Origin of the sequence: Streptomyces sp. NPDC058375, from assembly GCF_042723425.1 — a bacterium.
GTDB classification, from domain to species: domain Bacteria; phylum Actinomycetota; class Actinomycetes; order Streptomycetales; family Streptomycetaceae; genus Streptomyces; species Streptomyces durocortorensis.
On the sequence record NZ_JBHXJG010000099.1, the window covers coordinates 1 to 23,891 of the forward strand.

A 23,891-nucleotide genomic window follows, 5' to 3' on the forward strand; every position below is an offset into this window, starting at 1 on the left:
CGGTACGACCGCCGGCTGACCGGGCCCCTGCCTTCGCCCTCACCCTGCGAAGGCCTCGAACACCGCCTCGTACTCCCGCGTCCACCACACCACCAGGGCCGACACCGCGGGGAACTGCGGGTCGGCCCTGCGGTCGTCCAGGCGGTAGCGCCAGCGGAGTATCCAGAAGTCGTTGAGCCGCTCCCACCACACCCGGTGCACCGCGGCCGCCAGCTCCGCGGCCCCCGCCCCGGCGGCCTGCCGGTACGCGCGGGCGTACGCCCGCACCTTCGCGAGGTCCAGCTCCCCGTCCGGCCGGACGAAGAAGATCGCCGCCGCCCGTACCGCCTCCTCGGCGCGCGGCTGTACGTCCAGCCGGTCCCAGTCCACGATCGCGACCGGGTCGGCGCCCCGGTAGAGCAGGTTCAGCGGGTGGAAGTCGCCGTGCACCCAGCCGGTGGCGGGCCCGTCCGGCGTGGGCGGGCGGCGGTGGGCGTGCTGTTCGAGCAGGGCGCGCCGCTCCACGAGCCGGTGCACGGCGAGTTCGTCGAAGGCGTCGCGCGGGGTGTCCCGGCCGTTCTGCCCGCGCGCGGCGGCCAGCAGGTCGTCGATCAGCGCGAAGGTGTCGGCGGCGTCCGGGCTGCGGTGTCCCGGCCGGGCGGGAGGGCTCGCGGGATGCGGGCCGTCGCGCGGCGCCATCACCTGCTCCAGGCCGGTGTGCACGGTGCCGAGGAGCGTTCCGAGCCGGCGCGACTGGGACGGGGTGAGCTGGGCGCCGACCCGGTGGAGGCCGTCGACCCAGGGGTGCAGGGCGTAGCAGCGTTCGCCGATCACGGTGACGGTGTCGCCCCGGGTGTCCGTCAGGGGCGGGACGACGGGCACGCCGAGCGACTGCAGACGCTGGGTCGCGCGGTGCTGGCGCACGATCGCGGCGCGTTCGCCGCTGGTGTCGTCCAGGTGCTTCTTGTCGAGATGGTGCTTGAGGAAGTACGAGCCGCTCGTAGTGGAGACGCGGTACCCGTGGTTCAGCAGGCCCTTGGTGATCGGCTCGCAGGCGAGCGGCTCGCCCACGCCCGGGTAACGGCGCAGCACCTCGCCGACCGGGGGAACAGGTGGGCGAGTGACATATGAGCGCGGCACTTACCAGATGTTAGATCACTCTACGTGGCCGGTTCGCGGACTTGCGGTCACGGCCAGCGGTGCGCTAAGGCCGGTCGTCAGGCGAAGTCCAGGACGTGTTCCGTGACGAAGTGCGGATCGACCCGGAGATAGGCCGGCGCGTAGGGCTCCCCGTTGACGCTGACCGGCGCCGCCCCGAACAGCTTCTCCTGCTCGGGGCAGGGGTGCACGATCTCGGCGGGCCCGGTGAACTGCACCGACCACAGAGTGCCGCCGTCGCCGGAGGCCGCGTCGTTGTAGTTGTCCGCCCCGTACGCGACGACGCTCCCGTCGCACGCCTCATGGTGGCCGAAACCCCGGTGCATCCGCAGCAGGATGTGCCCGTCGCTCACGATGTGCCGGGCCACCGCCAGGAACGGCAGGGCCCGCATGCTGGTCGCGAGGCGGCCGTACGGAACCCGGCCGAGCAGCTCGATCGGCTCGGCCCGCTCGATCGTGCCGACCGCGCGGTGGGCGTGGGGGGAGCCGTGGGAGTCGAAGGACATGGCCTCCACTGTCCCCCGGGCGTAGGGGCCGCGTAAGAGTCGCCTGCCCCGGGTGGCGCGGGACCAAAGTCCCGGCGCGGGGCCAGGGCACCCCGACGGGCTCAGCAGTCCCGGCGCGGGGCCAGGACACCCCGACGGGCTCAGCAGTCCCGGCGCGGGGCAGGACACCCCCGACGGGCTCAGCGGCGCTCGGCCTGGAGCCGTGCGACGTACGCGGCGGCCTGCGAGCGGCGTTCCATGCCCAGCTTGGACAGCAGGCTGGAGACGTAGTTCTTGATGGTCTTCTCGGCGAGGTGCAGGCGCTCCCCGATGACCCGGTTGGTCAGGCCCTCGCCGATCAGGTCCAGGATCTTGCGTTCCTGTTCGGTGAGTCCTGCGAGCTTGTCGTCGCCCTTGCCGCTGCCGCCGTCGCGCAGCCGCTCCAGCACCCGGGCGGTCGCCACCGGGTCCAGCAGGGATTTTCCGGCGGCCACGTCCCGTACGGCATTCAGCAGTTCATTGCCCCGGATCGCCTTCAGCACATATCCCGACGCGCCCGCCATGATCGCGTCGAAAAGCGCCTCGTCATCGGCGTACGAGGTGAGCATCAGGCATTTGATGTTCTCGTCCTGGGAACGGACTTCCCGGCAGACCTCCACCCCGCTGCCGTCCGGCAGCCGTACGTCGAGCACCGCCACATCGGGCCGGGTCGCCGGGATCCGCACCAGGGCGTCCGCGGCCGTACCGGCCTCGCCGACCACCTCGATGTCCGGTTCGGAGGCGAGCAGCTCATGGACGCCACGCCGGACGACCTCATGATCGTCGAGCAGAAATACCGTGATTTTTCCTTCTTCGCGCACGGTCGCAGTCTCACATACTCGCCTGCCCTCCGCTCTTCCCTGGCGCTGATCCGCGGGATAACGTGCCGTTGTTCCGGCGGCCTGCAAGGCTGTTTCCAGTGCCCTGACCAGCAGAGCTTCGCGATTTTTTCGATTTACTTGGAAATCCAAGCAAAATCGCAGGTCAGATAGGGTTTCGCAGTTATGCGATGCACTGGGTAACGTGCCTATGACAGGGCGCTCGCCGGGGCACCTGTCACGCCTGATCCCGGCCGACCGGCACCCACCCCGTGCACGGCTGTCGGATTCAGGCGAGCCGCACTGGTTCCCGGCAGACCCCGGGGGCCGGACCGACGGAGGAGCACGCACGTGACCGTGGAGAGCACTGCCGCCGCGCGTAAACCGCGACGCGCCAGCAAGCGGACCAGCGCCGCGAAGAAGCCGCAGAGCGCCGAGCCCCAGCTCGTCCAGCTGCTGACGCCCGAGGGGGAGCGCGTCGAGCACCCGGACTACAGCATCGACCTGAGCGCCGACGAGCTGCGCGGCCTGTACCGGGACATGGTCCTCACCCGCCGCTTCGACGCCGAGGCGACCGCCCTCCAGCGTCAGGGCGAGCTGGGCCTGTGGGCCTCGCTGCTCGGCCAGGAGGCCGCCCAGATCGGCAGTGGCCGGGCCCTGCGCGACGACGACTACGTCTTCCCGACCTACCGGGAGCACGGGGTCGCCTGGTGCCGCGGCGTCGACCCGACCAATCTGCTCGGCATGTTCCGCGGCGTGAACCACGGCGGCTGGGATCCGAACAGCAACAACTTCCACCTGTACACGATCGTCATCGGCTCGCAGACGCTGCACGCCACCGGCTACGCCATGGGCGTCGCCAAGGACGGCGCCGACTCCGCCGTGATCGCGTACTTCGGTGACGGGGCCTCCAGCCAGGGCGACGTCGCCGAGTCGTTCACCTTCTCCGCGGTCTACAACGCCCCGGTCGTCTTCTTCTGCCAGAACAACCAGTGGGCCATCTCCGAGCCCACCGAGCGCCAGACCCGCGTGCCGCTCTACCAGCGCGCCCAGGGCTACGGCTTCCCCGGCGTCCGCGTCGACGGCAACGACGTCCTCGCCTGCCTCGCCGTCACCCGCTCCGCGCTGGAGCGCGCCCGCCGCGGCGAGGGCCCGACCCTCGTCGAGGCGTTCACCTACCGCATGGGCGCCCACACCACCTCCGACGACCCGACGAAGTACCGGGCCGACGAGGAGCGGGCCGCCTGGGAGGCCAAGGACCCGATCCTGCGGCTGCGCGTGTACCTGGAGAAGTCCGGCCACGCCGACGAGGCGTTCTTCACCGAGTTGGAGGCGGAGAGCGAGACCCTCGGCAAGCGGGTACGGGAAGCGGTACGCGCGATGCCCGACCCGGACCCGATGGCCCTGTTCGAGCACGGCTACGCCGACGGCAGCTCCCTCGTGGACGAGGAGCGCGCCCAGTTCGCCGCCTACCAGGCATCGTTCGCCGACTCTGCCGAGGAGGGCAAGTAGCCATGGCCGTGGAAAAGATGTCCATCGCGAAAGCGCTGAACGAGTCGCTCCGCCTCGCCCTCGACACCGACCCCAAGGTCCTCATCATGGGCGAGGACGTCGGCAAGCTCGGCGGCGTCTTCCGCATCACCGACGGACTCCAGAAGGACTTCGGCGAGGACCGGGTGATCGACACCCCGCTCGCCGAGTCCGGCATCGTCGGCACGGCGATCGGCCTGGCCCTGCGCGGCTACCGCCCCATCGTCGAGATCCAGTTCGACGGCTTCGTCTTCCCCGCGTACGACCAGATCGTCACGCAGCTCGCCAAGATGCACGCCCGCGCGCTCGGCAAGATCAAGCTGCCGGTCGTCGTCCGTATCCCGTACGGCGGTGGCATCGGCGCGGTCGAGCACCACAGCGAGTCCCCCGAGGCGCTCTTCGCGCACGTCGCGGGGTTGAAGGTGGTCTCGCCGTCCAACGCGAGCGACGCCTACTGGATGATGCAGCAGGCCGTCCAGAGCGACGACCCGATCATCTTCTTCGAGCCCAAGCGGCGTTACTGGGACAAGGGCGAGGTCGACACCGAGTCCATCCCCGGCCCGCTGCACAAGGCCGTGACCGCCCGCGAGGGCAGCGACCTCACGCTCGTCGCGTACGGACCGATGGTGAAGGTCTGTCTGGAAGCGGCCGCGGCCGCCCAGGAGGAGGGCAAGTCGATCGAGGTCCTGGACCTGCGCTCGATGGCCCCCATCGACTTCGACGCCATCCAGAAGTCGGCGGAGAAGACCCGCCGGGTCGTGGTCGTCCACGAGGCGCCCGTCTTCTACGGCTCCGGCGCGGAGATCGCCGCCCGGATCACCGAGCGCTGCTTCTACCACCTCGAAGCCCCCGTGCTGCGGGTCGGCGGCTACCACGTCCCCTACCCGCCGGCCCGGCTGGAGGACGAGTATCTGCCCGGCCTGGACCGGGTGCTCGACGCCGTCGACCGCTCGCTGGCGTTCTGAGGAGAGGGTTCGTGACGACGATGACCGAAACGTCTGCTCGTTTCCGTGAGTTCAAGATGCCCGACGTGGGCGAGGGACTGACCGAGGCCGAGATCCTCAAGTGGTTCGTCCAGCCCGGCGACACCGTCACCGACGGCCAGGTCGTGTGCGAGGTCGAGACCGCGAAGGCGGCCGTCGAGCTGCCGATCCCGTTCGACGGGGTGGTGCACGAGCTGCGCTTCCCCGAGGGCACGACCGTCGACGTCGGCCAGGTGATCATCGCGATCGACGTGGCCCCGGGCAGCGGTGACGCGCCCGCCCCGGCCGCCGCCGCTCCGGCCCAGGAGCCGGTGGAGACCCCGGAGGCCGAGGCCGAGCCGAAGGGCCGCACGCCGGTCCTGGTGGGCTACGGCGTCGCCGAGACCTCCACCAAGCGCCGCCCGCGCAAGGGGGCATCGGCCGCTCCGGAGGCCGCCGCCGTCGCGGCGGCGGTGCAGGCCGAGCTGAACGGGCACGCGGCGCCGGCTCCCGCTTCCGCCCCTGCTCCCGCGCCTGCTTCCGTGCCCGCGCAGGCCGGGGCTCAGGGCGGCGGCCGTCCGCTCGCCAAGCCGCCGGTCCGCAAGCTGGCCAAGGACCTGGGCATCGACCTGGCGACGGTGGTGCCGACCGGCAAGGACGGCATCATCACCCGCGAGGACGTCCACGCGGCGGCGGCCCCGGTCGCCGAGGCTCCCGCGGCGGTCGCGTCCCCGGCGGCCCCCGAGGCCCCGGCAGCCGCTGTCCCCGCTGCCGCCCCCGACTCCGCCCGCGAGACCCGTATCCCGGTCAAGGGCGTCCGCAAGGCGATCGCTCAGGCGATGGTCGGATCGGCCTTCACCGCGCCGCACGTCACCGAGTTCGTCACGGTCGACGTGACGCGCACGATGAAGCTCGTGGCCGAGCTCAAGGAGGACAAGGACATGGCGGGGGTGCGGGTCAACCCGCTCCTGATCATCGCCAAGGCCCTCCTCGTCGCGATCAAGCGGAACCCCGAGGTCAACGCCGCCTGGGACGAGGCCAACCAGGAGATCGTGCAGAAGCACTACGTCAACCTGGGCATCGCGGCGGCCACCCCGCGCGGTCTGATCGTGCCGAACATCAAGGACGCGCACGACCAGACGCTGCCGCAGCTCGCGGCGTCCCTGGGCGAGCTGGTCAGCACGGCCCGCGACGGCAAGACCTCCCCGGCCGCGATGGCGGGCGGCACGGTGACCATCACCAACGTCGGCGTCTTCGGCGTCGACACCGGTACGCCGATCCTCAACCCGGGCGAGTCCGCGATCCTGGCGGTCGGCGCGATCAAGCTCCAGCCGTGGGTCCACAAGGGCAAGGTGAAGCCGCGTCAGGTCACCACGCTGGCCCTGTCGTTCGACCACCGCCTGGTCGACGGTGAGCTGGGCTCCAAGGTGCTGGCCGATGTGGCGGCGATCCTGGAGCAGCCGAAGCGCCTGATCACCTGGGCGTAGGTTTTCTGTCCGGTGGGCCCGTACGTTGTTGCGTGCGGGCCCACCGGCATGTCCGGCCCTCACCGTACGGCGAGTTCGGCGAACACCGTCTTCCCCACCGTGCGCGGCTCGACGCCCCAGTCGTCGGTGAGCTGAGCGACGATCAGGAGCCCTCGCCCGTAGCAGTCGTCGGCATCGGGCTGCCGGAGGCTGGGCAGCCGCTCCCCGCGCGGATCGCTGACGGCGACCCGGAGGGCGAACTCGGTGAGCGTGAGGTGGACCCGGAAGAGCCGCCCCCGGATGGCGCCGTGGAGCAGGGCGTTGGTGGCCAACTCGCTGACCAGGAGCGCCACGTCACCGGCCATCGAGGGGTGCCCCCACTGGAGGACGAGCCTAGCGGCACGGTGCCGACTGAGGACGACGCTGTGGGCGGTGGGCGTGTAGTCGACGCAGTCCTCGCGGAGGACGGGATCGGGGGCGGGGGCTGAGAGTTCCTGGGCTGCGGTCATGGTCGCGTGCCTCCGGGTGAGGGTGGCGGTGGCTGTGCCGCGGCTGCGTCTGGGCAGGGCGGTGCGCTTCCGCCGTGATGGCTCCGCTGTGCTGGCGGCGGTGCGCTGAACGTAGCTCTCTGCCCGCACGGGACTCAAGGCTCTGGGAGATATATTCCCCGTACGAGTTAACGGTTCCGTGAGGTGTTGAACGGGCTGACACACTTGGGAAGTTCACCGGGACGGGAGGGCTGCGTGCAGGCAATGGGCAAGAGAGCGAACGGGAACCGAGTCTCGACAGTGCTCGGTCGACGCCTGGGCGGGGAGCTTCAAAGCTTGCGGGTCGCGGCAGGCAGGACTCAGCGACAGGCGGCTGAGGCGCTCAGCGCTACCCCGACCAAGGTTGTGAAGATGGAGAGCGGCTGGGTTCCGATGCGGGATCCGGACATCGCGGCGCTCTGCGCTTTGTACGGAGTCAGCGATCCGAAAACTCTCGCCTATCTGCTGGAGCTGGCGAAGACTGATCGCGAGAGGCGCAAGATCAAGGGGTGGTGGAACGAGACTCCGACTCTCGCAACGCAGGTGGAGTACATCGCGATGGAGGATGCCGCCGTCAGGGTGCGACAGTGGCAGATGGCGCTCATCCCCGGTCTGTTCCAGACCGCTGAGTACACGCGTGCCATGGGCGTCGCGGACATGTCGTGGGACGACATTGACCGGATCGAGGATGTCGTCGCCGCCAGAGCAAAGCGTCAGGCCAGGTTGCATGTTGACAACCCCCTGCGCATTCACGCTGTGATCTGGGAAGCTGCGTTGCGCCAGCTGATGGGCGGTCCCGCTGTGATGGCACGCCAGCTTGAGCACTTGTGCGGGCTGGCCGACCTCCCGAACGTGCACGTTCAGGTGCTGCCTTTTCGCGCGGGTGGTCATCCGTGCATCGGCGGCCCCTTCAACGTTCTCTCATTCGGCGAGGACGAGGCTGTGGATGTCGTGCACATGGACACCCCAAGGTCCACCATCTGGGTCGAGGACGCGGAAGAGAGCGAGTCGTTCGTCAGCCTTTTCAACCAAGCCTCCCGAATGAGCCTCTCGCCCTACGACTCGATTCAGTTCATCGACAACATCGCGAAGGAAATGAGCAAGTGAAGGCGTTCCGGTTCTGCAAGTCCAGCTACAGCGCGACGTCCAGCGAGTGCGTCGAGGTGGCCCGCAACATTCCTCGTACCGTCGCCGTCCGCGACTCCAAGCGCCGCGACGGCCCCGTCGTCACCGTCGAGCCGGCCGCGTGGGACGCCTTCACGGTCGGCCTGTTTGGGTCGCAGTAGCCGTAGGCCCGTACGCCGTACCGAACGGCAAGGGGCCCGGCCCGCACGCACTGTGCGGGCCAGGCCCCTTCGCCGTACAGCGCCTGCGGGCTACTTCTTGAAGCCGTAGTCCATCAGCTTCTTCGCGTCGGCCGTGCGGTTCGCCTCGGAGGTCGACGTGAGCACGGTGCCGATGACCGTCTTGCCCTTACGCGTCGCCGCGAAGACCAGGCAGTACTTGGCGGTCGGGCCGGAGCCGGTCTTGACGCCGGTCGCGCCGCTGTAGCTGCCGAGCAGCTTGTTGGTGTTGGTCCACGACATGTAGCGGTAGCCACCGTTCTTCGTGGTCACCTTCTGCTTCGTCGACTTGGACTTGACGACGGAGCGGAACGTGGAGTTCTTCATCGCCTTGCCGGCGATCTTCGTCAGGTCGCGGGGCGTCGAGTAGTTGTTGCCATTCCCTATGCCGTCGAACGAGTCGAAGCGGGTGTTCTTCAGCTTGAGGCTCTTCGCCGTGTCGTTCATCTTGCCGATGAACGACTTCACGCGGGCCGCACGGGTCTTGCCGGAGCCGAACTTGTCGGCCAGGGCGTACGCGGCGTCGCAGCCGGAGGGGAGCATCAGGCCGTAGAGGAGCTGGCCCACGGTGACCTTGTCGCCGACGATGAGCCGGGCGGAGGAGGCGTTCTTCGAGACGATGTAGTCGCTGTACGCCTTCTGGATCGTGACCTTGGACTTCAGGTTCACGTTCTTCTGCGACAGGACGACCAGCGCCGTCATGATCTTCGTGGTCGAGCCGGTGGCCCGGCGGGTGTCGGCGGACTTGGTGAAGAGGGTCTTCCCCGTGCCGTCGTTCATCACGAAGCCACCCTTGGCGACGATCTTCGGAGTCGGCGGTGCGGCGGCGTGCGCCGTGGAGGCGAAGGCGCTGCCCGCGAGCACCGCACCGGCGGTGAGCGTCACGGTGGCCGTGACGTTGACGCGATTGATGCGCTTGATGCCGATTTTCAACTGAACGCTCCAAATGCCCCTGATATGCGGCCACATATGGGTGCCGCTCGGGGGATGAGACTCCTGGGCCGGGGCAATGGATGTGTTCCCGAACGGGTGAATTTGCGCAGGCTTGACCCGGACGTCTCCAGTCAGCGCCCGCAGCTGTCCGCGCCCGCCGCCGGGGCGCAGCAGCCCTTGCCGCGCCAGGCCTCGCGGCCCTCCTTGACCGCGATGACGGCGATGGCGAGGGCGGCGACCGGGTCGGCCCAGGACCAGCCGAGCGCGGCGTTGAGGAGCAGGCCGGCGAGCAGGACGGCGGAGAGGTACGTGCACAGCAGGGTCTGCTTCGAGTCCGCTACGGCGGAGGCGGAGCCGATCTCGCGCCCCGCGCGCCGCTGGGCCGCCGACAGGAACGGCATGATCGCCAGCGAGAGCGCGGCGATGCCGATGCCGAGGGGGGAGGGTTCGGCCTCGCCGGTCCCGGCCAGCGCGCGGACCGCGTCGACGGCGACGTACGCGGCGAGTGCGAAGAACGACACGGAGATGATCCGCAAGGCGGCCCGCTCCCGGGCCTCCCGGACCGCGTGGTCGCGGGCGGAGAACTGCCAGGCGACCGCGGCGGCGGAGGAGACCTCGATGACGGAGTCCAGGCCGAAGCCGATCAGGGCGCTGGAGGAGGCGGCCGTTCCGGCGGTGAGGGCGACCACCGCCTCGACGACGTTGTAGGCGATGGTGACCGCGACCAGCAGCCGTATCCGGCGGGCGAGCGCGTCCCGGCGGGCCGGGGAGGGGCCGAGGGTGAGTGCGGTCATCAGCAGCACCCTTCCGTCTCCGCGTCCGGGCACGTGCGGTCGGTCTCGACCGCCACCACCGCGGAGCGCAGGTCGTCCAGGGCGGTGCCGAGGCGCTCGTCGGCCAGCTCGTAGCGCGTACGGCGGCCGTCCGGCACGGTGACGACCAACCCGCAGTCGCGCAGGCAGGCCAGGTGGTTGGAGAGCCGGGTGCGCGAGATGCCCAGGGCCTCGGCGAGGTCGGAGGGGTACGCCGGGGCCTCGCGGAGCGCGAGCAGCAGGCGGCAGCGGATCGGGTCGGCGAGCGCACGGCCGAACCGCGCGAGGACCTCGATGTCGGAAGCGACGGTCAGCATGAGGTGACAGTACAGCGATAGCTGAATTCAGGGAAGCGTGAACTGTGGGACTCGGTGGGTGAGCTCATGCACGGCACAGTCGGACGCTCTCGGTCAGGCGTAGGACGAGAGCAGTTCGTCCAGCGTCCAGATCGTGGCTCGTACGCCGGAGGTGCGGGCGAGATACCGGTCGCGCTCGACGAGGATGTTCAGGTCACCGCAGCCGAGCTTGTTGCAGGCGTGCTCGATCAGGCTGCTCCCGGTGCTGCCGCCGTCCACGAGCGCCTGGAGATGGGCCGCGTCCCATTCGACTTCGTTGAGCGCCCAGGGTGCGTTCCCCGCGATGACCGTGCTCAGGACTCCGGAGAGGCGTTCCGCGCAGGAGCGGCGTGCCCGACCGTCGGATACCTGGGCGATGTGGTTGCCCGTTTCGATGATCGCGGTGACCGGCAGCAGAAGATCGGTCTCCCGGCGTTCCCGCTTGCTCTTCAGCTCGTCGATCACTCGCTTGCGGTCCTGGCATTTGCCGGGAACCTCCAGCAGATTGCACAGGATCGACGTGTCGACGAACTCCACCCCCCTCGCCATGTCTCACCCGATCCCGAGGAGCCGGTCGAATTCGGCGTAGTCCTGCTTGCCGCGTTCTTCACGCATCAGCCGGCCGTGGGTGACGACATCACCCAGCGGCCCCGCTCCCATCGCTGTGGCGTAGCCGTCGAGCTCCGTGAGTCTGGTCAGGAGACTGGCGCCCGTCGCGCGGTCCCGTGAGCAGACGATGACCCCCTCATGGTCCTCGCCGCTGAGGGCGGAGAGCAGGGCGGGGCTGTGGGTCGTGATCAGGACCCGGGTCGCGTTGTCGGCGGCGGCCTGACGCACCAGGCGCAGAACCTCAGCCGCCTGGGACGGGTGCAGTCCGTTCTCCAGTTCTTCGATGACGAGGGTCAGGGAGCGCTCCGTCTCGGGACTCGGTGCCGGGCCCAGGTCGAGTCCGTCGCCGCCGGTGAGCAGCGAGGTGGTGATCGCGAGGAAGCGCAGCATGCCGTCGCTCATCTCGCGGGCCGGGGTGAGGCCCCGCTCCCCTTCGTTCAGGGCGAGCATGACGTCTCCCAGCTCCGACTTGGTCACGGCGAGCCGCTCGATGTCGTGGTCCGCGAGGCCGCGCAGCAGGTTCACCAAGAGCTCGAAGAGTTCGGGGGTGTGGCGTTGGATGTTCCCCACCGCCGCGGAGAGGTTCTCGGCCGTCCTGCGGAGTCGCGAGTCGCGCGCCGGTACGTACTGCCGCATCAGGTGCGGCACGGGGTCGAGGTGAAACGCTCCCGTCAGAGCGCTCAGCAGGGTGTCGGCAGCCCACAGCGCGTCGCGCTCACCGTCACTCTCGCCCGGGACACGCAGCTCCAACTGGGAAGTCAGGAGCCGCGTGCTGCGGAAGGCGGCGCCGGGGTTCCTGCCCCGCCTTCCGTTGTGCCAGGAGGCGTAGATGTCGGCGTGGTGGGGGACCGCCTCCCCGCTGATCAGGAGCGGCTTGACGCCGCTCGTCGTGGGGCCGGTGAGCCGTTCCTCGATGATCTGCACTTCCGGCTCGACCTGAACCGTCACGTCGAACGTGATCGGCCCGTACTCCGTACCGACCGTGCAGCCCAGCGAGAACCGGTCCGAGCCGTGCGGCACACACCCGCTCAACCCGCCCCGCACCGGTCCCGCCGCACCGCGTCGGCTCTCCAGGGCTTCGTTGATGTCATCGCCGCGCGCGAGTCGGGAGAGGACCTCCAGCCCGTCCAGCGCGTTCGACTTTCCGCTGCTGTTGCGCCCGATGAGGACCGTGAGGGGCGCCAGCGGGAGCACCGCGCCGTGGAAGCTCTTGAACGCGGTGAGACGTACCTCTTCGATGGCGTGAGCTGTCACCCGCTCAACGTAACGCAAGGGGCTGAGCGCAGACAGCGGGCCGTCCGCCCCGGAGGTCCAGAATCCGGACGCCGGTCCCCATGCGTGCATGTTGTATCTATGCTGTGCGCATGCCTGCCGCCTCCTCCACCCCCGTACGGTCCACGCCCTCCTCCCTCAAGCGCCCGCCCGCCGCCGAGCGGGTCTACACGCACATCAAGGAAGCCGTCCTGGACCGGCGTTACGAGGGCGGGACGCTGCTCACCGAGGGGGACCTGGCGGACGCGGTCGGCGTCTCGCGGACGCCCGTGCGCGAGGCGCTGCTGCGGCTGGAGGTCGAAGGGCTGATCAAGCTCTACCCGAAGAAGGGCGCGCTCGTCCTCGCCGTCTCCGCGCAGGAGATCAAGGACGTGGTGGAGACCCGGCTGCTGGTCGAGGAGTTCGCGGCGCGCAAGGCGGTGCCCGCCTCCCCGCAGTTGATCGAGCGGCTCGAACAGCTCCTGGAGGAGCAGCGGCAGTTGGCGGAGGCCGGTGACCTGGCGGCGGTAGCCGTCAAGGACCGCTGTTTCCACGCCGAGATCGTGAAAAACGCCGGAAACGAGATCCTCTCGCGCCTCTACGACCAGCTGCGCGACCGTCAGCTGCGGATGGGCGTAGCGGTGATGGAGGCCCATCCGGGCAGGATCGAGGCCAACATTTCCGAGCACGGTGAGCTGCTGGAGGCGATCCGGGCCGGGGACGCCGAGGGGGCGGCCCTGGTCGTGCGCCGCCATGTCGGCCGGGTGCGGGTGCTGGTGCGGGGTGAGGACCGGTGAGTTCGGCCGCCCCCACGCTCACCCTGCCCGGTGACCCGCCCGGCGGCCGACGCGCCGCCTGGGTCTGGGGCATCGGCGTCGCCGTCTACTTCGTCGCGATCATCTTCCGTACGAGCCTGGGCGTCGCCGGACTCGACGCCGCCGACCGGTTCGACGTCAACGCCTCGGCGCTCTCCACCTTCTCCATCCTCCAGCTCCTGGTCTACGCGGGCATGCAGATACCCGTCGGGCTGCTGGTCGACCGGCTCGGCACCAAGAAGGTCCTCACCATCGGGGTCGTCCTGTTCACCGTCGGGCAGCTCGGCTTCGCGCTCTCCCCCTCGTACGGGATGGCGCTGGCGGCCCGCGCCCTGCTCGGCTGCGGCGACGCGATGACGTTCATCAGCGTGCTGCGGCTCGGCAGCCGCTGGTTCCCGGCCCGGCGCGGGCCGCTGATCGGGCAGGTCGCGGCGCTGTTCGGGATGGCGGGCAACCTCGTCTCGACGCTCTTCATCGCGCGGGCGCTGCACAGCTACGGCTGGACCACGACGTTCGTCGGCAGTTCGCTGGCGGGCGTGGTGGTGCTGGTGCTGCTCCTGCTGTTCCTGAAGGACCACCCCGAGGGCCACGAGCCGCCGCCCGCCGAGCACGCCGGGGCCGCGTACGTCCGCCGGCAGATCGCCGCCGCCTGGCGGGAGCCCGGGACGCGGCTCGGGATGTGGGTGCACTTCACCACGCAGTTCCCGGCGATGGTGTTCCTGCTGCTGTGGGGGATGCCGTTCCTGGTCGAGGCGCAGGAGCTGAGCCGTGGCACGGCGGGCACGCTGCTCACCCTGGTGGTGTTGTCGAACATGGTGGTCGGGCTCGTCTACGGGCAGATCATCGCCCGCCACCACGAGGCGCGGGTTCCGATCGCGCTGGGCACGGTGGCGACGACGGCGCTGCTCTGGGCGTCCGCGATCTTCTACCCGGCCGACCACACGCCGATGTGGCTGCTGGTCCTCCTGTGCCTGGTGCTCGGCGCCTGCGGACCGGCCTCGATGGTCGGCTTCGACTTCGCCCGGCCGGCCAACCCGCCCGAGCGGCAGGGCACCGCCTCGGGCATCGTCAACATGGGCGGGTTCGTCGCCTCGATGACCACCCTGTTCGCCGTCGGGGTCCTGCTGGACGCCACGGGAGACAACTACCGCATCGCGTTCGCCTCGGTCTTCGTGCTGGAGGCGCTCGGCGTCACCCAGATCCTGCGGCTGCGCCGCCGGGCTGCGCTCAGGGAGCGCGAGCACCACGTGGTGAGCCGCGTCGAGGCCGTGCACGTGCCCGCGTAGCCCTCCCGGGGGCGCGGGCACGTGCCGGGTGATGCGGTCAAGAAGTCACGGCGTCACGAGGCCACGGCGTCACGAGGCCACGGAGTCACGAGGCCACGGAGTCACGAGGCCACGGAGTCACGGGGTCACGGCGAAGTTGTCCAGGATCGCGGTGGCCAGCTCCTGGTCGCCCTCGACCTTGATCCGGTCGGCGACGGCGGCGTGACGGACGCGGCCGCAGGCGAGTCGAACGTACGTCTCCCAGTCCAGCGACAGCGTCACGGCGGGGCCCAGCGACGGCGCGCCGTCTATCGAGCCGCGGCCCTCCGCGTCGATCCGTACCGTCCGCAGGAACTCCACCGGGCCGTGCACGTCGAAGACGACCGCCGAATTGGCGGGCGCGCCCGCGCTCTTGGCGACCACCTTCGGCAGCCCGGCGAGCAGCAGGTCCCGGGTGATCAGGGCACCGGGGGAGTCCAGGTTGCCCGGCTGACCGAGCGTCGTGCGCAGATCCTGTTCGTGCACCCAGACGTCGAAGGCCCGCAGATTCAGCGCGGTTTCGAGGGTCTGCTCGGCGCCCAGGGGCGCGCGGACCTTGGTCTCGGGACTGCGCGACTCGTTGCGGATCTGGCGGGCCCGGCGGATGAGGACGTACTCCAGCTCTGCGGTGATCTCCGGGGAGGTGTGGTGCCGCCGGACGTCGACCTGCATCTCCATGTACCGGGCGAAGTCGCTCTGTACGTGGTACAGGTCGCGCGGCAGGGTGTGGATCGGCCGGGGATCGCCGAGCATCTCGCACTCCATGCCGATGACGTGCGACACGATGTCGCGCACCGACCACCCCGGGCAGGGCGTACGGCGGTTCCACTCGCTCTCGGGAAGGGGCTTCACCAGCTCGGCTATCGCCTCGATGGAGTGGGTCGCGGCGTCGGTGTAGGGCTGGAGGCTGGGATGGACGGTCACGGGACCCCTCGTGCGGTTCTGCGGTGCATGGGCTGGAGAGAGCAGGGAGTGCTGGCGGGTGGGCCGGCTCTGACGGCACTGTCGGCGAGCTGCGGGGGAGGTTCGGTGGCTCGGACCCACCGACGATCGGGGGGCGGCATCGCGGGGCTGGGCACGCGCATCTGCGGCGTTGTCGTCAATCACCATGGCTCCGCCATGCCTCAATCCTCCGCCTTGCAGCTGCACGCACCCAGCCCCGCTCCTTCCCCCATCCCCCGATCGTCGGTGGGTCCAAGTTACGCTGCGAGCAGGCACCCCGGCAGTGCTTTCGTGTGACGATCGTAGGCCCGTGTTGACGGCTTGAATGCCAGGACGGTGGTAGTGTGCGCGCCTCCCTCATCCAGATCGCAGTGGACCCGGACGAATCCGTCGATGCCCGCAGGGCGCGAGCGGCCTCTCTCGTGGTCGCCCAGCGAGGGGCTGACCTGGTGGTTCTGCCCGAACTCTGGCCGGTCGGGGCGTTCGCCTACACCGCCTTCGAGGCGGAGGCCGAGCCGCTGGAGGGCCCCACGCACGAGGTGATGGCGAAGGCGGCCGCCGGGGCCGGTGTCTGGCTGCACGCCGGGTCCTTCGTCGAACGCGCGGACGACGGCACCCTCTACAACACCAGTCTGGTCTTCTCGCCCGAGGGCGAGCGCTCGGCCTTCTACCGCAAGATCCACCGCTTCGGCTTCGACCAGGGCGAGGCGGTGATGATGGGAGCGGGCGAGGAGTTGGTGACCGTCGCCCTGCCGGACACCACCCTGGGCCTTGCCACCTGTTACGACCTGCGCTTCCCCGAGCAATTCCGGGGGCTCGTCGACGCGGGCGCCGAGACGCTCGTCGTCGCGGCGGGCTGGCCCGAGCGTCGCCGCTCCCACTGGACGCTCCTCGCGCAGGCCCGCGCCGTGGAGAACCAGGCGTACGTCCTCGCCGTCGGCACGGCGGGCACCCACGCCGATGTCCAGCAGGCCGGGCACAGCATGGTCGTCGACCCCTGGGGCGAGGTGCTGGCCCAGGCGGGCGCGGACGAGGAGATCCTGACCGTCGAGCTGGACGCGGACAAGGTCCGCGCGACCCGGGAGCAGTTCCCGGCCCTGAAGGGCCGCCGCCTGGGGCTCGCGCCGCCGCTCTGAGGGCCCGCCCCGCACGTGGCCTCCGCGCTGTTTCACGTGAAACAGCGAACTCTCGCGCGAGGCCGCGCGCTCAGCCTCGCTCAACCCTCGTTCTCCTTGTCCGCCAGCACGATCACGCACATCGCCACGGCGATGAGCAGCGCGGTGTCGGCGTCGTCCCGGACGACGTCGATGCCGTACGTGTCCCGGAGGGTCAGCCAGCGGCGCGAGATCTGAGCCAGCAGCTCGCCGTCGTACTCGATGGCGAACTCGCGGTCCAGGATCTTGCCGCTGACGTCCAGCTCGGTGCCGTCCACCAGCGTCACCCGGTAGTGGTTGCGCAGCAGCGACAGCCGTTTGCGCTTGACCTTGGCCAGCTCCTCGCCGCCCCGCTCGATGAGCATCGTGTCGCGCAGGCTGATCAGCTTCTGCCGCAGCTCGACCAGGACCCGGCCGTCGGTGTCCTTCAGCTCGAAGGTGTCGCGCAGCCGCATCGCCTTGCCGTCGACCAGGAAGACCTTCCGGCCCCCGTCGTCCTCGATCCAGTAGTCGTCGCCGATGGCGAACAGCCGCTCACGTACGAGAAGTCTCATGGGGCACAGGTTCCCCCGGGGCCCGGCGGAATGCGCGCAGGCGGTCAGGGTGTTGACTGGTGGCATGGCAACACGTGCACGCGTCCGCGCCCCCGAACTCATCGGCAAGGGCGGCTGGCTCAATACAGGCGACCAGCAGTACACCCTCGCTGACCTGCGAGGACGCATCGTCATCCTCGACTTCTGGACGTTCTGCTGTGTGAACTGTCTGCATGTCCTGGACGAGCTGCGCGAGCTGGAGGAGAAGCACCGCGACACCGTGGTGATCATCGGCGTCCACTCGCCGAAGTTCGTCCACGAGGCCGAGCACCAGGCCGTCGTCGACGCCGTCGAGCGCTACGAGGTCCACCACCCCGTCCTCGACGACCCCGAGCTGGCCACCTGGAAGCAGTACGCGGTCCGCGCCTGGCCGACGCTCGTCGTGATCGACCCCGAGGGCTATGTCGTCGCCCAGCACGCCGGCGAGGGCCATGCGCACGCGATCGAGAAGCTCGTCGAGGAGCTGGAGGCCGAGCACGGGGCCAAGGGCACGCTGCGCCGCGGCGACGGCCCGTATGTCGCGCCCGAGCCCGTCGCCACCCATCTGCGGTTCCCCGGCAAGGCGCTGCTCCTGCCGGACGGCGGCTTCCTGGTCTCCGACACCACCCGGCACCGCCTCGTCGAGCTGGACGCGGACGGCGAGACCGCACGACGCCACTTCGGCACCGGCGAACGCGGGTTGAGCGACGGCGGCCCGGACGAGGCCCGGTTCAGCGAACCGCAGGGGCTCGCCGTGCTCCCGGACGGCCGCATCGCCGTCGCGGACACCGTCAACCACGCGATCCGCGCCCTGGACCTGACGACCGGGGCGACCAGCACCCTCGCCGGGACCGGCCGCCAGTGGTGGCAGGGGACCTCGACCAGCGGCCCGGCGCGCGAGGTGGACCTCTCCTCGCCGTGGGACCTCGCCTGGTTCGGCGACCGGCTGTGGATCGCCATGGCGGGCGTGCACCAGCTGTGGACGTACGACCCCGAGGGCGGCACCGTACGCGTCGCCGCCGGGACCACCAACGAGGGCCTGGTCGACGGGCCGGCCGCCGAGGCCTGGTTCGCCCAGCCGTCCGGGCTCGCCGTCTCCGCCGACGGGGAGCGGCTGTGGGTCGCCGACTCGGAGACCTCCGCGCTGCGCTGGGTCGACCGCGACGAGCACGTGCACACCGCCGTCGGCACCGGCCTCTTCGACTTCGGCCACCGCGACGGGGCGGCCGACCAGGCGCTGCTGCAACACCCGCTCGGCGTGACCGCGCTGCCCGACGGCTCCATCGCGATCAGCGACACGTACAACCACGCGCTGCGCCGCTACGATCCGGAATCCGGCGAGGTCACCACGCTGGCCACCGATGTCCGTGAGCCCAGCGACGCGGTGCTGGTCGACGGCGATCTGGTCGTCGTCGAGTCGGCCCGCCACCGCCTCACCCGACTCCGGCTACCGGAGGAAGCGGTACGGGTCGCCGACCAGGCGCACCGTACCCAGCGGGCCGCCACCGAGATCGCCCCCGGCACCCTCCGCCTCGACGTGGTCTTCCAGGCGCCCGCCGGGCAGAAGCTGGACACGCGCTACGGGCCCTCGACCCGGCTCCTGGTCTCCGCCACCCCGCCCGAGCTGCTGGCGGACGGCTCCGGAGCGGGCACGGACCTCGGGCGCGAGCTGGTCCTCGCGGACGGGGTCACCGAGGGCGTGCTGCACGTCTCCGCGATGGCGGCGTCCTGCGACGACGACCCGGCCAACGAGTACCCGGCCTGCCATGTGCACCAGCAGGACTGGGGCGTCCCCGTCCGCGTGACCGCGGGAGGAGCGCCCCGGCTGCCGCTGGTGCTGGCGGGCATGGACGAGCAGGGCTGACGCGCCGGACGGGTCGCCCCCCGCGGGGGCGACCCGGAGCGCCCGCCGTTACTGGTAGCGCTGCTGGTCGTCCTGGACGACGGTGGTGGTGGGCGGCACGACCATCCGGCGGCGCCGCGCGATGCTCATGTAGACGAAGACCCCCACGAGGCCGACGAGCATCATGATCCAGCCGACCAGGTCGACGTTGACGGTGTCCATCTTCCAGTCGGTGGCGAACGCCAGGATCGCGCCCGCACCGATCAGGAGAATGCATCCTCCGAGTCCCATGAATTCTGCCTCCTCGACCGCCCGGTGAGTCCGGACCGGTGTACGACCCGCGTACCCGGCCCGGCAACAACCATGTGCACGGAGGCGATTGGACGTTCCCCGGTCAGCCGGCCAGGAACGCGGTGAGCGCGTTCGCCAGCAGATACGGGTCGTCCGCGCCGCACAGCTCACGGGCGCTGTGCATCGAGAGGATCGCCACGCCGATGTCGACGGTCTGGATGCCGTGCCGGGCCGCGGTGATCGGGCCGATGGTGGTGCCGCAGGGCATCGCGTTGTTGGACACGAAGGTCTGCCACGGCACCCCAGCCTTCTCGCAGGCGGCGGCGAACACCGCACGGCCGCTGCCGTCGGTGGCGTACCGCATGTTGACGTTGACCTTGAGGATCGGCCCGCCGTTGGCGACCGGGTGGTGCGTCGGGTCGTGCCGCTCCGCGTAGTTGGGGTGCACGGCGTGGCCGGTGTCGGAGGAGAGACAGACCGTCCCGGCGAAGGCGCGGGCGCGGTCCTCGTACGTACCGCCGCGGGCGAACACCGAGCGCTCCAGCACCGAACCCAGGAGCGGCCCGTCGGCCCCGGTGTCGGACTGCGAGCCGTTCTCCTCGTGGTCGAAGGCCGCGAACACCGGGATGTACGGGATGTCGGCGTCGCTCTGCCCGGCGACGGCGGCCAGGGCGGCGGTCGCCGCGTGCACCGAGAGGAGGTTGTCCATCCGGGGCCCGGCCAGCAGCTCCCGGTCCCGGCCCAGGTACGACGGCGGCTCGATGGCGTGCGGCATCAGGTCCCAGCCGGTGACGTCCTCCGCGTCGACGCCCGCCTCCTCGGCGACGAAGCGGATCAGGTCACCCTCCTCGACCTCGCCGAGCCCCCAGATCGGCTGCATGTGCTTCTGCCGGTCGAGCTTGAGCCCTTCGGCGTTGGCCGACCGGTCCAGGTGCACGGCCAGCTGCGGCACCCGCAGCAGCGCCCGGTCGATGTTGACCAGCCGGTGGGTGCCGTCCCGCAGCGAGATCCGCCCGGCCAGGCCCAGGTCCCGGTCGAGCCAGGTGTTGAGCAGGGTGCCGCCGTAGACCTCGACGGCGATCTGGCGCCAGCCGTGCGCCCCGCTGTCGGGCAGCGGCTTCACCCGCAGGTTCGGGGAGTCGGTGTGCGCCCCCGCGATCCGGAACGGCGTGTGCGCCTCGGCACCCTCCGGCACGTACCAGGCGACGATCGCCCCGCCGCGCAGCACGTACTTCCCGCCCGCCGACGCGTCCCAGGCGGCGGTCTCCTCGACCTGCCGGAACCCGGCCTCCTCCAGCCGGGCGGCGGCGTTCGCCACGGCGTGGTACGGGGACGGGCTGGCCGCCAGGAAGGTCATCAGGTCATCGGTGTGCGCACGGTCGAACCGGAGAGGGGAACTCATGTTCTTCACTGTAACGAGGACCCGGGGTCCGGTATCCGGTGACCGGGAGAGATCTCAGCCCTTACAGCTCGTCGATCGAGGTCAGGTCGATGTCGATGTCGTACGGGGCGGAAAGCTTGAGCCGGTCGTGGTGGACGCCGGTGGAGACGTACGTCCTGTTGACCGGGTCGAGCTCGTAGGTGATGACCATGGGGCGGACGTTCTCGCCGGTCATCTCGACCAGCCAGAAGGGATTCCCGCCGCCGCGTACTTGTGCGGCTTGGTGTCCCGGTCGCGGTCCTCGGAGTCGGGGGAGACGACCTCGACGGCGAGGAGGACGTCGGCGGCTTCGTGGCGGGTCTGGCGGCGACCCTTGATCGCTTCCGCCTTGACTACGACGAGGTCGGGTTCCGGGGCGTTTCTCTTGCCCAGCACGATCGCCATCTCGCGACGCACACGCAGGTCGTTCGGAACGTGCTGCCGCAGCCCCTGTTCCAGCAGATACATCGCCAGTGTGTGGAAGTCTCGCTGCGGACTCACGAAAACCAGGATCCCGTCGATCAGCTCTGTGTGCGGCGGGAGGTCAAGCGTGAAGAATTCGTCCACGGTGTAGCCGTCCGCAGGCGGGACCGGCCACTTGGAGCCGTCCGACTGACGGTGCAGCGATTCGGGCAGTGCCTCGGCGGTCATGGTTCCTCCCATGGACGGGATTCCGGGCCGTGCACTCAGCGTACCCAGCTGATACGACAGCGCCGCCACCCGAACGAATTCCGGGTGGCGGCGCTGGTTGACGTACGGATCAGGCGAGCGAGGTCCTAGAACGCGGCTTCGTCCAGCTCCATCAGCGAGTTGTCGATCGACTCGGCGAGCGCGCGCTCGGTCGAGACGCCCGGCAGGACGTTCGCGGCGAAGAACTTCGCGGCGGCGATCTTGCCCTGGTAGAAGGCGACGTCCTTGGCGGAGGCGGTCGGCAGCTTCTCGGTTGCCACGGCCGCGCCCTTGAGCAGCAGGTAGCCGACGACGACATCGCCGGAGGCCATCAGCAGGCGGGTCGTGTTGAGGCCGACCTTGTAGATGTTCTTGACGTCCTCGCCGGTCGCGGTGAGGTCGGTGATCATCGTGCCGACGATCGCCTCCAGGTCCACGGCGGCCTTGGCGAGCGAGTCCAGCGCGGGGGCCAGCTCCTCGTTGCCCTGGGCGCCCGCGAGGAACTTCTTGATCTCCTCGGAGAGCGTGTTGAGCGAGGCGCCCTGGTCGCGGACGATCTTCCGGAAGAAGAAGTCCTGGCCCTGGATCGCCGTGGTGCCCTCGTAGAGGGTGTCGATCTTGGCGTCCCGGATGTACTGCTCGACCGGGTACTCCTGGAGGTAGCCGGAGCCGCCGAAGGTCTGGAGCGACTGCGCGAGCTGCTCGTAGGACTTCTCGGAGCCGTAGCCCTTCACGATCGGCAGCAGCAGGTCGTTGAGGCCGTTCAGCGCCTTGGCGTCCTCGCCCGCGGCCTCCTGCTCCTGGATCGCGTCCTGGACGGAGGCGGTGTAGAGCACCAGCGAGCGCATGCCCTCGGCGTACGCCTTCTGCGTCATGAGCGAGCGGCGCACGTCGGGGTGGTGCGTGATGGTGACCTTGGGCGCGGTCTTGTCCATGAAGTTCGCCAGGTCCGGACCCTGGACGCGCTCCTTGGCGTACTCCAGGGCGTTCAGGTAGCCGGCGGAGAGGGCGGCGATGGCCTTCGTGCCGACCATCATGCGGGCGAACTCGATGATGCGGAACATCTGGCGGATGCCGTCGTGCTTGTCACCGATCAGCCAGCCCTTGGCGGGGTGCTGGTCGCCGAACGTCATCTCGCAGGTGTTGGACGCCTTGAGGCCCATCTTGTGCTCGACGTTCGTCGCGTACACGCCGTTGCGCTCGCCCAGCTCGCCGGTCGTCCAGTCGAAGTGGAACTTCGGGACCATGAAGAGCGAGAGGCCCTTGGTGCCCGGTCCCGCGCCCTCGGGGCGGGCCAGCACGTAGTGGATGATGTTCTCGGACATGTCGTGCTCGCCCGAGGTGATGAAGCGCTTCACACCCTCGATGTGCCAGGAGCCGTCCTCCTGCTTCACGGCCTTCGTCCGGCCGGCGCCGACGTCCGAGCCGGCGTCCGGCTCGGTCAGCACCATCGTCGAGCCCCACTGCTTCTCGACGGCGATCTCCGCGATCTTCTTCTGCTGCTCGTTGCCCTCGTCGAAGAGGATGCCGGCGAAGGCCGGGCCGGAGGAGTACATCCACACGGCCGGGTTCGCGCCGAGCAGCAGCTCCGCGTAGCCCCAGATCAGGGAGCGGGGGGAGGTCGTGCCGCCGATCTCCTCGGGGAGGCCCAGGCGCCAGTACTCGGAGTCCATGTAGGCCTGGTACGACTTCTTGAAGCTCGCCGGGACCGGGGCGGTCTTGGTCTCCGGGTCGAAGACCGGCGGGTTGCGGTCGGCGTCGGCGTAGGAGTCGGCGAGCTCGTTCTCCGCGAGGCGGACGACCTCGTCCAGGATGCTCTTCGCGGTGTCGACGTCCATCTCACCGAACGGACCGGTGCCGTACACCTTGTCGCGCCCGAGCACCTCGAAGAGGTTGAACTCGATATCGCGGAGATTCGACTTGTAGTGCCCCATGGGAAGGCTCCGTAATCAATAGCAGTGGCGCGCAGCGCCCCGGGGAGAGATGCGGGTCGGGCGACAGGCAGGCGCAGGTCTATCAGCTGACCTCTCCGATGATGCTACCCGTCAGTAATAAGGCGCAACCCCTCAAGCCGTAGATGTGTCCGATTACTCTTTGCAGCATGTACGGCTACGACCAGAACCCTGGTGCTCAGCAGCAGATGGGTCAGATGGGCCAGATGGGTCAGATGGGCGGCGGCTACGGGGAGCAGCCGCTGTATCCCGAACCGTCGCCGCCCTCCCTGGCCGACGCGGTCCGGGCCTTCACCACCGGCTCCCTCTCCGCCGAGGACTTCCAGCAGATCTTCGCGACGTCGAAGGTCTACTGCCCGCGCGGCGACAACCCCGGCTTCCTGGCGCTGCACAACACGCAGCAGCCGGTGATCCCGATGTTCACCACGCTCAAGGAGCTGCGGCGGTACGCGGGCAAGGAGTCCAAATACTTCGTGATCACCGGGGCCGAGGTGATCGACCTGCTGCCGACGGGGTACGGCTTCGTCCTGGACATGGAGGGCGACCACCGGATGGTGTTCGACGCCAAGGCGGTCGAGCAGATGGTCGACTTCGCGATGCGCCGGATGTACGGGTAGGGGTTCGGTGTCCGCGCGTCGCTGACCTGCGGTTCCTTCTGTCGGGCGAGGGCCCGCGCCGAGAC

General features: G+C 69.8%; 24 protein-coding genes and 1 pseudogene. 10 read left to right on the forward strand and 15 right to left on the reverse strand.

Features of this window, described 5'->3' with window-relative positions; genetic code table 11:
* Nucleotides 1-39 precede the first annotated feature (39 nt).
* The 3 genes from ACFWM7_RS17940 to ACFWM7_RS17950 all read right to left on the reverse strand — a co-directional run bounded on the left by ACFWM7_RS17940 (nt 40) and on the right by ACFWM7_RS17950 (nt 2,482).
* Complete coding sequence (locus ACFWM7_RS17940) at nt 40-1,071, reverse strand: phosphotransferase (protein WP_383261672.1); 1,032 nt, start codon at nt 1,069-1,071, stop codon at nt 40-42.
* 125 nt (nt 1,072-1,196) lie between these two features.
* Complete coding sequence (locus ACFWM7_RS17945; protein WP_383261603.1) at nt 1,197-1,643, reverse strand: pyridoxamine 5'-phosphate oxidase family protein; 447 nt, start codon at nt 1,641-1,643, stop codon at nt 1,197-1,199.
* 179 nt (nt 1,644-1,822) lie between these two features.
* Nucleotides 1,823-2,482: a response regulator transcription factor gene (locus tag ACFWM7_RS17950; RefSeq protein WP_205081360.1), complete on the reverse strand. Its 660-nt coding sequence runs from the start codon at nt 2,480-2,482 to the stop codon at nt 1,823-1,825.
* Between the two features lie 348 nt (nt 2,483-2,830).
* Between ACFWM7_RS17950 and pdhA the strand changes: the two genes are divergently transcribed.
* The 3 genes from pdhA to ACFWM7_RS17965 are packed head-to-tail and all read left to right on the forward strand — an operon-like array spanning nt 2,831 to nt 6,458.
* On the forward strand, nt 2,831-3,991 hold the full coding sequence (gene pdhA, locus ACFWM7_RS17955) for a pyruvate dehydrogenase (acetyl-transferring) E1 component subunit alpha (protein WP_383261609.1): 1,161 nt from the start codon (nt 2,831-2,833) through the stop codon (nt 3,989-3,991).
* A 2-nt stretch (nt 3,992-3,993) separates the two neighbouring features.
* Nucleotides 3,994-4,974, forward strand: a complete 981-nt coding sequence (locus tag ACFWM7_RS17960; protein WP_383261612.1) for an alpha-ketoacid dehydrogenase subunit beta — start codon at nt 3,994-3,996, stop codon at nt 4,972-4,974.
* A gap of 11 nt (nt 4,975-4,985) precedes the next feature.
* A complete protein-coding gene (locus ACFWM7_RS17965; RefSeq protein WP_383261615.1) occupies nt 4,986-6,458 on the forward strand; it encodes a dihydrolipoamide acetyltransferase family protein in 1,473 nt (490 codons plus the stop codon).
* Between the two features lie 59 nt (nt 6,459-6,517).
* On the opposite strand, the gene ACFWM7_RS17970 is transcribed toward ACFWM7_RS17965, so the two are convergent.
* Nucleotides 6,518-6,946, reverse strand: coding sequence for an ATP-binding protein (locus ACFWM7_RS17970; protein WP_383261617.1), 429 nt, complete (start codon nt 6,944-6,946; stop codon nt 6,518-6,520).
* 243 nt (nt 6,947-7,189) lie between these two features.
* On the opposite strand from ACFWM7_RS17970, the gene ACFWM7_RS17975 reads away from it, so the two are divergent.
* Both ACFWM7_RS17975 and ACFWM7_RS17980 read left to right on the forward strand, forming a co-directional pair.
* Entirely contained in the window at nt 7,190-8,071 is an 882-nt protein-coding gene (locus ACFWM7_RS17975) for a helix-turn-helix domain-containing protein (protein ID WP_383261679.1), read from the forward strand.
* Entirely contained in the window at nt 8,068-8,250 is a 183-nt protein-coding gene (locus ACFWM7_RS17980) for a DUF397 domain-containing protein (protein WP_383261620.1), read from the forward strand. The genes ACFWM7_RS17975 and ACFWM7_RS17980 overlap by 4 nt, the downstream gene beginning before the upstream one ends.
* A gap of 90 nt (nt 8,251-8,340) precedes the next feature.
* Here the strand turns inward: ACFWM7_RS17980 and ACFWM7_RS17985 are convergent, their stop codons facing one another.
* The 5 genes from ACFWM7_RS17985 to ACFWM7_RS18005 form a co-directional block, all read right to left on the reverse strand.
* Nucleotides 8,341-9,240: a D-alanyl-D-alanine carboxypeptidase family protein gene (locus tag ACFWM7_RS17985; protein WP_383261626.1), complete on the reverse strand. Its 900-nt coding sequence runs from the start codon at nt 9,238-9,240 to the stop codon at nt 8,341-8,343.
* Nucleotides 9,241-9,371: 131 nt separating this feature from the next.
* Nucleotides 9,372-10,034, reverse strand: coding sequence for a cation transporter (locus ACFWM7_RS17990; protein WP_383261630.1), 663 nt, complete (start codon nt 10,032-10,034; stop codon nt 9,372-9,374).
* Nucleotides 10,034-10,369, reverse strand: coding sequence for an ArsR/SmtB family transcription factor (locus ACFWM7_RS17995; protein ID WP_383261634.1), 336 nt, complete (start codon nt 10,367-10,369; stop codon nt 10,034-10,036). Before ACFWM7_RS17995 ends, ACFWM7_RS17990 begins: the two co-directional genes overlap by 1 nt.
* 93 nt (nt 10,370-10,462) lie before the next feature.
* The gene (locus tag ACFWM7_RS18000) at nt 10,463-10,936 is read right to left on the reverse strand and encodes a hypothetical protein (protein ID WP_356565527.1); all 474 of its coding nucleotides are present in this window, start codon (nt 10,934-10,936) and stop codon (nt 10,463-10,465) included.
* Between the two features lie 3 nt (nt 10,937-10,939).
* Nucleotides 10,940-12,250 carry an AAA family ATPase gene (locus ACFWM7_RS18005; RefSeq protein WP_356565525.1) on the reverse strand — a complete coding sequence of 437 codons (1,311 nt, stop codon included), beginning with the start codon at nt 12,248-12,250 and terminating at the stop codon, nt 10,940-10,942.
* A 110-nt stretch (nt 12,251-12,360) separates the two neighbouring features.
* Between ACFWM7_RS18005 and ACFWM7_RS18010 the strand changes: the two genes are divergently transcribed.
* Both ACFWM7_RS18010 and ACFWM7_RS18015 read left to right on the forward strand, forming a co-directional pair.
* Complete coding sequence (locus tag ACFWM7_RS18010) at nt 12,361-13,044, forward strand: GntR family transcriptional regulator (RefSeq protein ID WP_383261647.1); 684 nt, start codon at nt 12,361-12,363, stop codon at nt 13,042-13,044.
* Nucleotides 13,041-14,348, forward strand: coding sequence for a nitrate/nitrite transporter (locus ACFWM7_RS18015; protein ID WP_383261650.1), 1,308 nt, complete (start codon nt 13,041-13,043; stop codon nt 14,346-14,348). The genes ACFWM7_RS18010 and ACFWM7_RS18015 overlap by 4 nt, the downstream gene beginning before the upstream one ends.
* A 117-nt stretch (nt 14,349-14,465) precedes the next feature.
* Here the strand turns inward: ACFWM7_RS18015 and ACFWM7_RS18020 are convergent, their stop codons facing one another.
* Complete coding sequence (locus ACFWM7_RS18020; protein ID WP_205081351.1) at nt 14,466-15,290, reverse strand: maleylpyruvate isomerase family mycothiol-dependent enzyme; 825 nt, start codon at nt 15,288-15,290, stop codon at nt 14,466-14,468.
* 362 nt (nt 15,291-15,652) lie between these two features.
* Here ACFWM7_RS18020 and ACFWM7_RS18025 point away from each other — a divergent pair, with 362 nt between their 5' ends.
* Nucleotides 15,653-16,444, forward strand: a complete 792-nt coding sequence (locus ACFWM7_RS18025) for a carbon-nitrogen family hydrolase (protein WP_383261653.1) — start codon at nt 15,653-15,655, stop codon at nt 16,442-16,444.
* Nucleotides 16,445-16,524: 80 nt separating this feature from the next.
* Here ACFWM7_RS18025 and ACFWM7_RS18030 read toward each other — a convergent pair whose 3' ends face one another.
* Nucleotides 16,525-17,016: an LURP-one-related/scramblase family protein gene (locus ACFWM7_RS18030; protein WP_383261655.1), complete on the reverse strand. Its 492-nt coding sequence runs from the start codon at nt 17,014-17,016 to the stop codon at nt 16,525-16,527.
* Between the two features lie 64 nt (nt 17,017-17,080).
* Between ACFWM7_RS18030 and ACFWM7_RS18035 the strand changes: the two genes are divergently transcribed.
* Nucleotides 17,081-18,898, forward strand: coding sequence for an NHL domain-containing thioredoxin family protein (locus ACFWM7_RS18035; RefSeq protein WP_383261657.1), 1,818 nt, complete (start codon nt 17,081-17,083; stop codon nt 18,896-18,898).
* A gap of 48 nt (nt 18,899-18,946) precedes the next feature.
* Here ACFWM7_RS18035 and ACFWM7_RS18040 read toward each other — a convergent pair whose 3' ends face one another.
* The 4 genes and pseudogenes from ACFWM7_RS18040 to ACFWM7_RS18055 form a co-directional block, all read right to left on the reverse strand.
* Entirely contained in the window at nt 18,947-19,168 is a 222-nt protein-coding gene (locus ACFWM7_RS18040; RefSeq protein WP_030707566.1) for a DUF6458 family protein, read from the reverse strand.
* Nucleotides 19,169-19,271: 103 nt separating this feature from the next.
* Nucleotides 19,272-20,570 (reverse strand): M18 family aminopeptidase, encoded by a 1,299-nt coding sequence (locus ACFWM7_RS18045; protein ID WP_383261662.1) that lies wholly within the window; start codon nt 20,568-20,570, stop codon nt 19,272-19,274.
* Nucleotides 20,571-20,631: 61 nt separating this feature from the next.
* Nucleotides 20,632-21,251 (reverse strand): annotated as a pseudogene (locus tag ACFWM7_RS18050) (Uma2 family endonuclease).
* Nucleotides 21,252-21,364: 113 nt separating this feature from the next.
* Nucleotides 21,365-23,191 (reverse strand): acyl-CoA dehydrogenase, encoded by a 1,827-nt coding sequence (locus ACFWM7_RS18055; protein ID WP_383261665.1) that lies wholly within the window; start codon nt 23,189-23,191, stop codon nt 21,365-21,367.
* Between the two features lie 167 nt (nt 23,192-23,358).
* Between ACFWM7_RS18055 and ACFWM7_RS18060 the strand changes: the two genes are divergently transcribed.
* Nucleotides 23,359-23,826 carry an SseB family protein gene (locus ACFWM7_RS18060; RefSeq protein ID WP_006125898.1) on the forward strand — a complete coding sequence of 156 codons (468 nt, stop codon included), beginning with the start codon at nt 23,359-23,361 and terminating at the stop codon, nt 23,824-23,826.
* Nucleotides 23,827-23,891 lie beyond the last annotated feature (65 nt).